General features: G+C 70.9%; 14 protein-coding genes. 6 read left to right on the forward strand and 8 right to left on the reverse strand.

Annotated features, from left to right (window positions below):
* Positions 1-56 precede the first annotated feature (56 nt).
* Positions 57-920 carry an EcsC family protein gene (locus NRP21_RS07705; protein WP_257715602.1) on the reverse strand — a complete coding sequence of 288 codons (864 nt, stop codon included), beginning with the start codon at positions 918-920 and terminating at the stop codon, positions 57-59.
* A 122-nt stretch (positions 921-1042) separates the two neighbouring features.
* Here NRP21_RS07705 and NRP21_RS07710 point away from each other — a divergent pair, with 122 nt between their 5' ends.
* Positions 1043-1444 carry a hypothetical protein gene (locus tag NRP21_RS07710; protein ID WP_257715603.1) on the forward strand — a complete coding sequence of 134 codons (402 nt, stop codon included), beginning with the start codon at positions 1043-1045 and terminating at the stop codon, positions 1442-1444.
* 30 nt (positions 1445-1474) lie between these two features.
* On the opposite strand, the gene hslU is transcribed toward NRP21_RS07710, so the two are convergent.
* Positions 1475-2803 (reverse strand): ATP-dependent protease ATPase subunit HslU, encoded by a 1329-nt coding sequence (hslU, locus tag NRP21_RS07715; protein WP_257715604.1) that lies wholly within the window; start codon positions 2801-2803, stop codon positions 1475-1477.
* A gap of 52 nt (positions 2804-2855) precedes the next feature.
* The gene (locus tag NRP21_RS07720; RefSeq protein WP_257715605.1) at positions 2856-3197 is read right to left on the reverse strand and encodes an ArsR/SmtB family transcription factor; all 342 of its coding nucleotides are present in this window, start codon (positions 3195-3197) and stop codon (positions 2856-2858) included.
* 112 nt (positions 3198-3309) lie between these two features.
* On the opposite strand from NRP21_RS07720, the gene NRP21_RS07725 reads away from it, so the two are divergent.
* Positions 3310-4467: an MFS transporter gene (locus tag NRP21_RS07725; RefSeq protein WP_257715606.1), complete on the forward strand. Its 1158-nt coding sequence runs from the start codon at positions 3310-3312 to the stop codon at positions 4465-4467.
* Positions 4468-4695: 228 nt separating this feature from the next.
* Here NRP21_RS07725 and NRP21_RS07730 read toward each other — a convergent pair whose 3' ends face one another.
* On the reverse strand, positions 4696-5184 hold the full coding sequence (locus NRP21_RS07730; RefSeq protein WP_257715607.1) for an Lrp/AsnC family transcriptional regulator: 489 nt from the start codon (positions 5182-5184) through the stop codon (positions 4696-4698).
* 116 nt (positions 5185-5300) lie between these two features.
* On the opposite strand from NRP21_RS07730, the gene hppD reads away from it, so the two are divergent.
* The 3 genes from hppD to NRP21_RS07745 all read left to right on the forward strand — a co-directional run bounded on the left by hppD (position 5301) and on the right by NRP21_RS07745 (position 8443).
* Entirely contained in the window at positions 5301-6407 is a 1107-nt protein-coding gene (hppD, locus tag NRP21_RS07735; protein WP_257715608.1) for a 4-hydroxyphenylpyruvate dioxygenase, read from the forward strand.
* A 75-nt stretch (positions 6408-6482) separates the two neighbouring features.
* Positions 6483-7457, forward strand: coding sequence for a TRAP transporter substrate-binding protein DctP (gene dctP, locus NRP21_RS07740; protein ID WP_257715609.1), 975 nt, complete (start codon positions 6483-6485; stop codon positions 7455-7457).
* 5 nt (positions 7458-7462) lie between these two features.
* Positions 7463-8443, forward strand: coding sequence for a glutathione S-transferase family protein (locus NRP21_RS07745; RefSeq protein WP_257715610.1), 981 nt, complete (start codon positions 7463-7465; stop codon positions 8441-8443).
* 9 nt (positions 8444-8452) lie between these two features.
* Here the strand turns inward: NRP21_RS07745 and NRP21_RS07750 are convergent, their stop codons facing one another.
* Positions 8453-9058 (reverse strand): trypsin-like serine peptidase, encoded by a 606-nt coding sequence (locus NRP21_RS07750; RefSeq protein WP_257715611.1) that lies wholly within the window; start codon positions 9056-9058, stop codon positions 8453-8455.
* Positions 9059-9156: 98 nt separating this feature from the next.
* Positions 9157-9603 carry a cyanase gene (cynS, locus tag NRP21_RS07755; protein ID WP_257715612.1) on the reverse strand — a complete coding sequence of 149 codons (447 nt, stop codon included), beginning with the start codon at positions 9601-9603 and terminating at the stop codon, positions 9157-9159.
* Positions 9604-9738: 135 nt separating this feature from the next.
* Here cynS and NRP21_RS07760 point away from each other — a divergent pair, with 135 nt between their 5' ends.
* On the forward strand, positions 9739-10077 hold the full coding sequence (locus NRP21_RS07760; RefSeq protein ID WP_257715613.1) for an NIPSNAP family protein: 339 nt from the start codon (positions 9739-9741) through the stop codon (positions 10075-10077).
* Positions 10078-10119: 42 nt separating this feature from the next.
* Here NRP21_RS07760 and NRP21_RS07765 read toward each other — a convergent pair whose 3' ends face one another.
* Both NRP21_RS07765 and NRP21_RS07770 read right to left on the reverse strand, forming a co-directional pair.
* On the reverse strand, positions 10120-11874 hold the full coding sequence (locus NRP21_RS07765; RefSeq protein WP_257715614.1) for an SDR family oxidoreductase: 1755 nt from the start codon (positions 11872-11874) through the stop codon (positions 10120-10122).
* A 60-nt stretch (positions 11875-11934) separates the two neighbouring features.
* Entirely contained in the window at positions 11935-12654 is a 720-nt protein-coding gene (locus NRP21_RS07770; RefSeq protein ID WP_257715615.1) for an endonuclease/exonuclease/phosphatase family protein, read from the reverse strand.
* Positions 12655-12665: the final 11 nt, after the last annotated feature.

Genomic DNA, 12665 nt, shown 5'->3' on the forward strand with positions numbered 1-12665 from the left:
CGGGCTTTTCCGGACGTTGCAGTGCGGAACTGCGATAAAGGGTGAAGTGCGGCAGCCTAGCGCGTGCTGCCGTCCCGCAGGGCGTCGTAGGCGGCGCGCACGCGGTCCGCCCCGTAGATGCGCTCGAACTTGCGCACGGTGAAGTGGGCGTGGGCCACGCCCCGGAAGTGCTCGAGGAAGGCGAGATTGATGGCCGCCCCCGCCGCGGCGCCGATCACGGGCACCGCCTGGGCCGAGAGCTTCAGGCCGACCGTGCCCGTGAAGCGGGCTGCGATGGCGCCCAGGAAGCCCGGCACCAGGCCGGAGACGAGGCTGGTGGCCGCGTTGGGCAGCATCTGGGCAAGGGCGATGCGGGCGGCGAAGTAGCCGGTTTCCGCCACGTCGTCATCCGAGGTGGAGGGGCTGCCGAGGGCGAAGACGGCCATGCACTCGGCGGCGGTGGAGGGCACCTTCGGGTCCTCCCCGGCGGCGGCGGCCTCGGCGGCGATCTGGCGGAGCAGAATCGTGGTGGAGAGGGGCAGCTCCGCGAGAGTCCCCAGCAGGCCCAGCGCGCCGCCCGCCGCGCCGCTCGCCATCGCGACACCCCGGTGGAACCAGGCCACGTCCATGCCGAAGGGTGTGCGGCGGGGCTCCGTGCCCACCGCGGTGGACCAGGCCTTCTCCAGCGCCCTTCGAACGGCGTTGTCCACCTGGTCCCGGACCGATTCGGGCAGCTTCTCCTTAAGCGCCTCGATCGGCGTGCCGGCGATGGCGGCCAGCCGTGCGGCGAAGGAGGGCCCCTCCAGCGTGGCCACGGCCTTGGCCAGCTCCGTCTGGGCGTCCTCGGGCAGGGTCAGCAGGGCGGGCAGGGTGCTGCCCGTGGATTCGGACGAGGTGGTGCTCATGGCGGGAGAAATGGCGCGGCGGGGGCCGGGTTGCATCGCCGTCTCGCGCCGGGTCGTTGATCCGCCGGAGGTATCGCCCTATCCCCGCCCCAGGTCTGCGGCCCAGGTCTGTGGCCCAGGTCTGCAGATCGGGCCTGGGGAAGGGGCTAGGGGACTTGGTGACGCTGGCGGTTCTGGTCGTGCTCGGCCTTCTCGGGGCGCTCGGCTGGCGGATCTGGTCCGTGCGCGAGGGACGGAAGAAGGCCATCTCGGCACTGATCCACGAGTGCCCGGGGCTGGACGACCGGCTGGATGGTCGGGAGACCACCATCCTGTTCAGCGGCACGGAGGAAATGGTCGGCCTCGCCTCCCACCGCCTGACGAAGCTGCTGCCCTTCTCCATCATCCGCAAGTGGCGGACCGAGCCGGTCTACAAGGCGGACAAGCGCGTGGGCTGGAACTTCATCATCGAGACCGGCGACCCGCTGGAGCCGATCTGGACCATCCGCATGAAGTCCGGCCCGGGGAACGAGGTGCCGAACTTCTGGATGGCGAAGTTCAGCGCGCACCTGAACGGCTAGGGGCCGGGCGGGTGCCCGGCCCCCCGCCCGTCAGAGGATGAAGCGCGACAGGTCCGTGCTGGCGGCCAGCGGCGCCACCTTCTCCCGCACGTAGCCGGCGTCCACGCGCACCGTCTCGCCGCGCCGGTCGGAGGCGGTGAAGGAGACCTCCTCCAGCAGCCGCTCCAGCACGGTGGCCAGGCGGCGGGCGCCGATGTTCTCCACGCGGTCGTTGATGTCGGCCGCCAGCTCCGCCACCGCGTCCACCGCGTCCGCGGAGAAGTCCAGCGTCACGCCCTCCGTGCCCATCAGCGCGGTGTACTGCGAGGTCAGCGCGTGCTCCGGCTCCGTCAGGATGCGGCGGAAGTCGTCGCGCGTCAGGCCCTTCAGCTCCACACGGATCGGCAGGCGGCCCTGCAGCTCGGGCAGCAGGTCGCTGGGCTTGGCGATGTGGAAGGCGCCGCTGGCGATGAAGAGGATGTGGTCCGTCCTCACCGGGCCGTGCTTCGTGTTCACGGTCGTGCCCTCGATCAGCGGCAGCAGGTCGCGCTGCACGCCCTCGCGGCTCACGTCGCCGCCGCGGAAGCCGTTCTCCGTGCGGGCGCAGACCTTGTCGATCTCGTCGATGAAGACGATGCCGTTCTGCTCGGCGTGGTGCACGGCGTCGCGGGTCAGCTTCTCCTGGTCCAGCAGCTTGTCCGCCTCCTCGCGCTGGAGGGTGCTGCGGGCCTCGGGCACGCTCATCTTGCGGGCGCGGGTGCGGCCCCCGAACATCTTGCCCATCATCTCCTGGATGTTGCCGGCGCCGGGCGGCATGCCCGGGATGTCCATGGCGCCGATGGGCGTGGCCTGCTCGGCCACCTGCACCTCGACCTCCTTCGTGTCGAGGCTGCCGTCGCGCAGCATGCGGCGGAACTTCATGCGCGTCTCGCCATTCGCGCCCTCCCCGACGAGCGCGGTGATCAGGCGCTCCTCGGCGTTCAGCTCGGCCTTGGCCTGCACCTCGGCGCGGCCGGCCTCGCGCAGCTGCACGATGCTGGCCTCCACCAGATCGCGCACGATCTGCTCAACGTCGCGGCCGACATAGCCGACCTCGGTGAACTTCGTGGCCTCCACCTTCAGGAAGGGGGCATTGGCCAGGCGCGCAAGGCGGCGGGCGATCTCGGTCTTGCCGCAGCCGGTGGGGCCAATCATCAGGATGTTCTTCGGCACCACCTCCTCGCGCATCCCGTTCGGGAGCTGCTGGCGGCGCCAGCGGTTGCGCAGCGCGATGGCGACGGCGCGCTTCGCGTCGTGCTGGCCGACGATGTAGCGGTCCAGCTCCGAGACGATCTCGCGCGGGGAGAGGTTGACGGCTTCCGCGGGGGAGGGGGTGTTCATTCCGATGGTTCATCCGGGCGCAGGGCGCGCCCATAAAGGGTAGAGGATGTCGTCAGGCGTCTTCGACGAGCCGCGCGAGGGGCGGATCCTGCCGCGCGCCGGCGAGGACGGCGTCCAGCAGGCCGGGGAAGCGCCCCTCCAGATCGTCCCGGCGCAGGGAAACGATACGCGAAGGCCCCTCGATCCGGACCCGGACCACCCCGGCCTCCCGCAGGCGGGCGACGTGGTAGGTCAGGTTCGTCTTCGTCGTGCAGCACAGGAAGGAGGAGCAGCGCTTCTCGCCCTGCTCCGCGACCATGAGCACGATGGCCCGGCGGATCGGGTCCCGCAGCGCGTCCAGCACCGCGGAGAGGTCGATCGCCTCCGCCTCGGGATGGGAAAGCGCCTTGGACATGCACACGAGATAGGCAACTCCCGGCGCATCTCCAAGGGGTCCAGGTTCAAGGGCTCTTGAACTCTCTGGCCACTGGGACTAGTTCAACATTCGTTGGACTACGGAGGGCGCCATGCCCCGCACGATCCTCTGGCTCACCCTCGGCGCCTTCGCCGTGGGAACCGGCACCTTCTCCATCGCGGGGCTTCTGCCCGTCATCGCCGCGGATCTCGAGGTTTCCGTCCCCGCCGCGGGCCATCTCTCCATGGCCTTCGCGCTGGCCTATGCCGTCGCTTCCCCCGTGCTGGCCGCGGCCACGGCCGCCATGGAGCGGCGCCGGACGCTGGTGCTGGCGATGGCGGTCTATGCCCTGGCCTCCGCCGGCTGCGTGCTGGTGCCGGGCTATGCGGGGCTGATGGGCCTGCGCGTCCTGGCGGCGCTGGCCGCCGCCCTTTTCACCCCCATGGCGGGCGCCTGCGCCGTCGCCCTCGTCGAGCCCCATCACCGCGGCCGCGCCCTGGCGCTGGTGATCGGGGGCATGACCCTCTCCACCGTGCTCGGCGCCCCCATGGGCACGCTGATCGGCGAGTATCTGGGCTGGCGGGCTACCTTCCTCGTCGTGGGCGCGCTGGGCCTCCTCTCCGCCCTCGGCGCCCTGGCCTTCCTGCCCCGCCTGCCCGGCAGCCGGGAGGCCGGGATCGGGGAGCGCCTGGCCCTCGTCACGCGCCCGGCGGTCGCCACGCTGCTGGTGCAGACCGTGGTCGTCTTCACCGGCGCCTTCACCCTCTTCTCCTACCTCGCGCCTTTCGTGCGCGGCACGCTCGGCTTCGTCGGCACGGGCACGGCGCTGGCGCTGCTGCTCTCCGGCCTGGGCGGGCTTCTCGGCGTCTCCCTCGGCGGCTGGGCGGCGGACCGGCAGGACCCCCGCCGCTTCCTCATCCTCTCCAACGCCGTGCTGGGCTGCGCCCTCGCCGGGATTTCCCTCTGCGTGGAATGCTTCACGCCCGGCGTGGCCGTGCCGACCGTGCTCGCCCTCCTTGTCGTCTGGGGCGCCTCCGGCTGGTGCTTCCCGGCCGTGCAGCAGGCCCGCCTCGTCGCCCTCTCCCCCGCCCTTGCTCCCGTGCTCCTCTCCCTCAATGCCTCCGCCACTTATGTCGGCACCTCCCTCGGTGCCCTGTTCGGTGGGCTGGTGATCGGGGCGGGCGGGCTGCAGGAGATCGGGCTGGTGGCGGGCGGAATCGTCGGGATCGGGGCGGCGATGGTCTGGGGAATGCGGGTGCGCGTGGCTTGAAGCCGGCCAGGGAGAGGGAGAAGGAATTCTCCCTCTCCCCGGACCCCTCACCCACATCTTTTTCTTCGGGCTGCCGCGGAATGCGGGGCTCTTGGTGCGCCTCGGATCGATGACCCGAGGCGCGGGACATGGATCCCCGGGACCAGCTCGAAGAAAAAGAGGATGGGGTCCAGGTGAAGAACTCCTTCTTCCCCTGGCGGTGGGTGCGGGAGGCAGAGCCTCCCGGAGTTACCCCCGCCGCAGCCCCGAGAGCGGCAGGCGGCCCGATTCCTTGAGCCGTTCGAGGACGATGGAGGACCGCACGCGCGCCACGCTCTCGTGCGGTAGGAGCACGTCGTTCACCAGGGCGGAGAGATCCTTCAGGTCGCCCACCACGGCCTTCAGGAGGTAGTCGGCGTCGCCTGTCATGGCGTAGGCCTCCTGCACCTCCTCCAGCCGGGCGACCAGATCGCGGAAGCGCTGGGCGTTGTCCCGGCTGTGGGTGGCGAGGGTGACCTGCACGAAGACGAGGAGGCGCAGGCCCAGGGGTTCCGCCGCCAGTTCCGCCCGGTAGCCGCGGATGATGCCCGCCGCTTCCAGCGCCGTGCGGCGGCGGGAGCATTGGGAGGGGGAGAGGCCGGCGCGCTCGCCCAACTGCTGGTTGGTCAGGCGCCCATCCTCCTGCAACGCCGCGAGGAGGCGGAGGTCGATGGCGTCGAGTTCGACGGCTTCGTGCATGATGGCGGTTTAGCACGCACGGACCGTGCAAGGGCAGGCGTTTCGCCCCGCAGTTCGCACGCAACTTGCGGAAGGCGCGCGATAGGCTTCCCTCATAAGATCTGAGGAGGCTTCCAATGGGTCCTTTCCCGCATGACGCGCCGCGCGCCGCGATCACGGATCACAACCCGGCCGGCACGGACGGCTTTGCCTTCGTCGAATACGCGAGCCCGGAGCCGGAGAAGCTGCACGCGCTGTTCGAGCAGATGGGCTTCAAGGCGGTGGCGAAGCACCGCACGAAGAAGAGCACCCTGTATCGCCAGGGCGACATCAACTACCTGCTGACGGAGGAGCCCGGCTCCCACGCGCAGGGGTTCACGAAGGACCATGGGCCCTGCGTGCCCTCCATGGGCTTCCGGGTGGTGGATGCCCAGCACGCCTTCGACCACGCGGTGAAGAACGGCGCGGAGCCGGCCACCGAGGGCAAGACGATGGACGTGCCGGCCATCAAGGGCATCGGCGGGTCCTACCTCTACTTCATCGACCAGTACGGCGAGGGCCGGTCCTGCTACGACGCCGAGTTCATGTGGTTGGGCGAGCGCGATCCCTGGCCGGTGGGCGCGGGCCTCTATTACATAGACCACCTGACGCACAACGTGTTCCGCGGCCGGATGGACTACTGGTACGATTTCTACAACCGCATCTTCAACTTCCGGCAGATCCGCTACTTCGACATCAAGGGCGAGTACACCGGGCTGTTCTCCCGCGCGCTGACCTCCCCCGACGGGCGCATCCGCATCCCGCTGAACGAGAGCGCGGATGACGAGAGCCAGATCGAGGAGTACCTGCGCGAGTACAAGGGCGAGGGCATCCAGCACGTCGCCTGCGGCTGCGACGACATCTACGGCACGATCGAGGGCCTGCGCGACGCCGGGCTGAACTTCATGCCCGCCCCGCCGGACACCTATTACGATCGCGTGGACGCCCGCCTGCCCGGCCATGGCGAGGATCTCGTGCGGCTGAAGAAGAACGGCATCCTCGTGGATGGCGAGGGCGTGGTGGAGGACCGCAAGGCACGGCTGCTGCTGCAGATCTTCTCCGCCAACGTCATCGGGCCGGTGTTCTTCGAGTTCATCGAGCGCAAGGGCGATGACGGCTTCGGCGAGGGCAACTTCCGCGCCCTTTTCGAGAGCATCGAGGAGGACCAGGTGCGCCGCGGCGTGATCGGCAACAAGGCGGCCTGAGGAGCAGCCAGAGGGGCGGCTTGCGGCGCGGCGGCGCCGGGCGGGATACTCCGGGAGAACCCGGAGACCTGCCCGATGCCGACGCGCCGCTCTCTCTTTGCACTGTTGCCCGCTGCGGGGCTGGCGGGCACCGCCCGTGCGGCGGAATCCTGGCGGATTGTCACCGAGTATCCGGCGAACGCCATGCCGGGCGAGGGGATCGCCCATTTCGCGGAGGCCGCGACGCGGCTCTCCAACGGGGCGCTGGCCGTGACACCGAGCTTCGATGCGCCGGACGGACTCCGCTCCGCCGCCATGATCCGCGCGGCCGCCGAGGGGCGCGTGCAGGCGGCAGATGCCTTCACCGGCGCGCTGGCGGGCGAGGCGCCTATCTTCCAGCTCTCGGCCCTGCCTTTCCTGACCGCTTCCGCCGAGGACACGGCGCGGCTGCTGCGCGCGGCGCGCCCCGCCTATGCGGCGGCGCTGGAGGCAAGGGGGGTGGCGCTGCTCTACGGCACGCCCTGGCCGGCCACGGGGCTATGGTCCCGCAACCCTGTCTCCGGGCCGGAGGCGCTGCGCGGGCTGAAGGTCCGCACCTATGACGCGGCGAGCACGGCGGTGATGCGGAACGCGGGCGCGGAACCCGCGCAGATCTCCTTCGCCGATGCGCTTCCGCGGCTGCGGGCGGGCGACATGGATGCGGTGATGTCCTCCGGCGATGGCGGGGCGGGCGCGCGGCTGTGGGAGATCCTGCCGCACTTCACGGTGCTGGATTACGCCTCGCCCCTCAGCCTTGCCTTCTGCAACACGGCGGTGCTGCGGGCGCTGCCGAAGCCGGTGCAGGAGCATGTGCAGCAGGCCGCGCGGGAGACGGAGGCGCGGCAGTTCCAGGCGATCGCCACGCGGCTGGCGGAGAACGAGGCGCGGATGCGGGCGAACAATGTGGTGCTGGCGAGCGGCGCCCCGCTGCGCGCCGCGCTGACGGCGGCGGCCGCGCCGGTGGTGGCGGACTGGACGTCCCGCGCCGGCGCCGAGGGCGCGGCGATCCTCAACACCTACCGGGCGGGCTGAAGGCTATGGGGCGTCTTGTCGATGGCGAGTGGCACGACCAGTGGTACGACACCAAGGCGACGGATGGGCGGTTCGTCCGCAAGGACAGCGCCTTCCGCAACTGGGTCACCGCTGATGGCAGCCCCGGCCCGAGCGGGGAGGGTGGCTTTCCCGCGGAGCCCGGGCGGTATCACCTCTATGTCTCGCTCGCCTGCCCCTGGGCACATCGGGCGCTGATCCTGCGCGCGCGCAAGGGGCTGGAGGGGATGATCGGCCTCTCCGTCGTCCACTGGCGGATGCGGGAGAATGGCTGGACCTTCGAGGACGGGCCGGGCGTGATCCCGGACACGGTGAACCACGCGCGCTTCCTGCATCAGGTCTACACGGTGGCTGACCCGCGCTACACCGGGCGCGTGACGGTGCCGGTGCTGTGGGACAAGCAGCGCGGCACCATCGTGAACAACGAGTCCGCGGAGATCATCCGCATGCTGGACCACGCCTTCGACGGCGTGGGCGCCACGCCGGGTGACCACGCGCCGGCCGGGCTGCTGGGCGAGATCGATGCGGTGAACGCCAGCATCTACGACGCGGTGAACAATGGCGTGTACAAGGCCGGCTTCGCCACGACGCAGCCCGCCTATGAGGAGGCGGCGCGCGCCGTCTTCGCGAAGCTGGACGAGCTGGATGCGCACCTGGCCACACGGCGCTATCTCGTCGGCAACGTGCTGACGGAGGCCGACATCCGCCTCTTCACCACGCTGGTGCGCTTCGATCTCGTCTACCACGGGCATTTCAAATGTAACCTGCGGCGGATCGCGGACTACCCGGCGCTGTTCCCGTACCTGCGCGACCTCTACCAGTCGCCGGGCTTCGGCGAGACCTGCGATTTCCTGCATATGAAGCGGCACTATTACGAGAGCCACCCGACGGTGAACCCGACGGGCATCGTGCCGATCGGGCCGGACCAGGACCTCTCGGCGCCGCATGGGCGGGAGGCGCTGGGCTAGAGGCCCGCGCTACTCCCGCAGCGCGCGGGCCGGCACGGCGACACCGCGGGCCGCATCCAGCGCCACAGCGACGGAGACGCCAGCCACGGCCCAGCCTCCGTCGGGGCCGCGCGCCAGCAGAGGGGCGCCGCTCGCGCCACGGGTGGCGGCGCAGTCATGCGCGATCAACCGCAGGCCTTCCAGGACCGCCGTGCCGAGAACGCGGCAGGCGGTGTCGGCCATCAGCACCTCCGGCCGGTCCTGCTGGTAGCCGCCGAGCATGAGCGGCTGGCTCGGGGTGGGATTCTCCTCCAGCAGGGGGAGCGGCTGCGCCTCGATGGGTGCTTCCAGCGTCACCACGGCCCAGTCAGCGCCGCGCGGGAGGCGCGTGCGCGGGTCGAAGCCTGGGCCGGTGCGGAAGCCCGCGGCGCGCGCCGTCGCCTTCCAGGCGCCCTGGCGATAGCCCAGCAGGAAATGGACGGAGGAGGGCTGGACCAACCGGCCGGTGCGGGGCGCCACGAGGCAGTGCGCGGCGGTGAGGACGGTGCGCGAGCCGATCAGCGTGCCGGTGCAGCGGGAGCCCAGTTCCGTCTGCACCCGGCCCAGCGAGGCCCAGGGCGGGGCCCCGGCATCCACCACCCGCCGGGCATCCCCGGCGCCGAGGCCGGGGAGGACGGAAGGGGGGATCCGGGGCTCGGCCAGGGCCGGCCCGGCGAGAAGGAGGAAGGCCGCGATCAGTACCGCTTGTAGGGCAAGAACTTGCCGGACATGGTGATCCGCACGCGGTCGCCCTTCTGGTCGGGCTGGCGCTCCAGGGTCATGTCGTAGTCGATCGCGGACATAATGCCGTCGCCGAACTCCTCGTGAATCATTTCCTTCCAGGTCGTGCCGTAGACCAGCACCAGTTCGTGGAAGCGGTAGATCAGCGGGTCCGTCGGCGGCAGGGGCTGGGCGCCGCGATAGGGGATCTCGCAGAGCGTCGCCTCCTCTTCCTCGTCCAGGCCGAACAGCTCGGCGATGCCGCGGGCGTGGTGCGGCTCCGCGCTCATCTGGCCCATGCAGAGGGCGCAGGTCCAGACGGGGCTCTGCCGGATGCGGGCGGCCACCTCGGCCCATTTCAGCCCGCTCCGCTTCTTCAGCCTCAGGATCTTCCGGCCGAGTTCGGTCTTGGCGTCGTTCATCAGGTCTCTCCCGCTCCAGGGCGGGATGCCGGATGCCAGTTCGGTGCCAGGAGCCCTGCCACCCCCTTCACGGCGAGCGGCCGCGCCCGATAAGAGCGGAACTGTCGCCGCCGGATGCGGCGAGAGGAGACGCCGATGATCGTGGACCTGCGGATCTACACCTGCCAGCCGAACCGCATGGCGGAGTTCGTGAAGATCTACGAGACGATGGGCTGGGAGATCCAGAAGAAGTACCTGGGCCGCTGCCTGGGCTGGTACACCACGGTGGAGGGGCCGCTGAACCGGATTGTCCACCTCTGGGCCTATGACAGCCAGGCGGACCGCGAGGCGCGGCGCTCGGCCATGGCGAAGGATCCGGGGTTCCAGGCCTATCTCGCCAAGGTGGCGGAGCTGGGCGTGCTGCAGGAGATGGAGAACCGCATCGTGGCGCCGGCGCCGTTCTACGCGGCGCATCTGGCGGAGCAGGGGAAGTAGGAGAAACGGCCCGGGGAGGATCTCCCCGGGCCGCCCTGTTCTCTAGAGGCGGGACTTCAGGAAGGCGTTGATCCGGTCCAGCAGGCCATCGCCCTCCTGGGCCGCTTGGCGGGCGCGGCGGTCCACCTCCTTGCGGGCATGGCCGAAGAGGTGCCAGCCCTCGTCGCGCGCATCCTCGTAGGTCTCGCGGCCGCGCTTGCGGGCGCGGTCATAGACCTCCTCGCCCTGGTCGCGGGCGCGGCCGAAGAGGCTCCAGCCGCGGTCGCGGGCGTCCTCATACGCGTCCTCGCCGCGGTCGCGGGCCTTGCTGAACAGGCTCCAGCCCCGGTCGCGCGCGTCCTCGTAGGTATCCTGGCCCTCGTCGCGGGCGCGCTTGAACAGGCTCCAGCCGGTGTCGCGCGCGTCGTCATAGGTGCCGCGGCCGCGCTTGCGGGCGGTGTCGTACAGATCCTCGCCCCGGCCGCGCGCCTGCTTGTAGTAGCTGCGGCCGCGGTCGCGGGCCTCCTCGTACAGGTCGCCGCCGCGCTCCCGCGCGTCGTCATAGGCGGAGGAGGCGTAGCGGCTCGCCCTGTCGGCGAAGCGCTCGGCCTTCTTGCGGGCATGCTTCAGGTGCGGCCGCGCCTCGCGCTCCGCCCGCTCCGCGTAGTCCAGGGCGCGGTGGGCGATGCGGCTGGCCTCATGGCCCAGCGTGCCGATCCCGTGGCCGGCGTCGCGCGCCACGCTCTGGCCGATGCGCCAGGCGCGGTCCGCCAGGCGCTCCTGCACGGGCTTGGGGCGGCGCAACGTGTACATCCCGATCGCGGCGCCGCCGAGCAGCGCGGCCGCGCCGATCAGCAGCCCGGCCGGGCCGAGCGGGTTCATCTGCGCTTCCAGCAGGAAGGAGGTCTTGCGCGGCGGCGGGCCCGAGAGGGAGGAGGTCTCCGCGAGGTCTTCCTTCGGCTCGTAAAGATTGTCGCGGCGCTCCATGCGGCCGGTCTCCTCGGTTTCCTGGGTGGGTCGGGCGATCTTCTCGAAGATCAGGTCGGTCAGGCGCGGGAAGTGGACGCCCATCATCGCCATCATGAAGCCGCCGCCGCCCACGTAGAGGTCGCGCGTGCGCGTCTCGCAGGCGTGGAGGATGGCGCGGGCGACCACGCGCGGGTGATAGGCCGGCGGCGGGTTCCGCAGGCCCGGCGAGCCGAGATGGTTGCGCGCGTGCTCCATGTAGGGCGTGTCGATCGGGCCGGGCTTGATGAGCGTGACGCTGATCGGATAGCCCTCGGCCTCGAACTCCGTTCGGAAGGCCTCCGTCACGCCCTTCACGGCGAACTTGGCGGCGGAGTAGGGGCCCTGCAGCGTCATCGCGCGCTCGGACAGAACGCTGCCCGTGTTGATGATGGCGCCGCCCTTGCCCTTGAGGTGGCGGGCGGCGACGAGCGTGCCGTGCACCACGCCCCAGTAGTTGGTGTCGAAGAGGCGGCGCTGGTCCTCCAGCGGCACGTCCTCCAGCTCGCCGTAGATGGCGACGCCGGCGTTGTTGCACCAAGTATCGAAGCCGCCGAAGGCCTCGATGGCGCGGGCGCTGATCGCTTCCACCTGTGCCATGTCGGCGACGTCGGCCACCACGGGCTCGGCGCGCCCGCCCTTGGCGCGGATCTCCTCCGCCAGGGCGTTCAGCGCCTCCTCGTTCCGGGCGACGAGGACGAGGGCTGCGCCCCGCTCCGCGGCCATGCGGGCAGTGGCCAGGCCGATGCCGGAGGAGGCACCGGTGATGACGATGACCTGTTCAGAAACAGGCTTCAGCTTGGGTGCGGGCATGAAGGGGACCTCGGCATTGCCGGGTCTCAACGACGGAATCCCCCGAGGGTTACGCCGGGCCTAGTCCACGATAAGCCGTGTCGTTCCCTCCGCCCCGATCGCCACCTCCGCGATGACGGGCAGGTGGTCCGAGGCGTCGCGCGCTGCCCTGTCCGTCCAGCTCCGCACCAGGGCAGCGCGCGGGCGGGCGTAGATGCGGTCCAGCGCGAAGACGGGGCGGGCAACGGGGAAGCTTCGCAGGCGGGTGCGGGAGGGGAGGGTGCCCAGGAAGGCGCGGTCTACCGGGCCGTGCGGCTCCCAGTCGTTGAAGTCGCCCATGGCGAGCATGGGCTCGGCGGCGGCGCGGGCGAGGGCCGCCAGCTTCGCCGCCTGGGCGCGCCGTTCCCGCCATCCCAGCCCGAGATGGGCCGCCAGCAGCCGCAGCGGGCCGGCCGGTGTCTCCAGCCGCGCGGTGATGGCGGTGCGCGGCTCCCGCCCGGGCACGGAGATGTCGTGCAGCGCGCCTTCCTCCAATGGCCAGCGGCTGACGAGGGTGTGGCCGTAGCAGCCATCCGTGGCGCGCATGGTGGGTGCCTCCACGGCGTGTCCGCCCAGCGCCTCGCATAGCGCGGTGAAGGGGGCGTGGCCCGGGCGGTTGCGACCCTCCACCTCCTGGATGGCTACCACGTCCGGCTCGTGCCGGCGGATCAGGGCGATGACGCGGTCCAGGTCGTGCCGCCCGGTGGGGGAGACGGCGCCGTGGATGTTCCAGGTCATCGCCCGGAAGGTGAAGCCGTCCATCTGCCCGACGT

This window comes from Roseomonas populi, from assembly GCF_024594815.1.
GTDB lineage: Bacteria > Pseudomonadota > Alphaproteobacteria > Acetobacterales > Acetobacteraceae > Roseomonas > Roseomonas populi.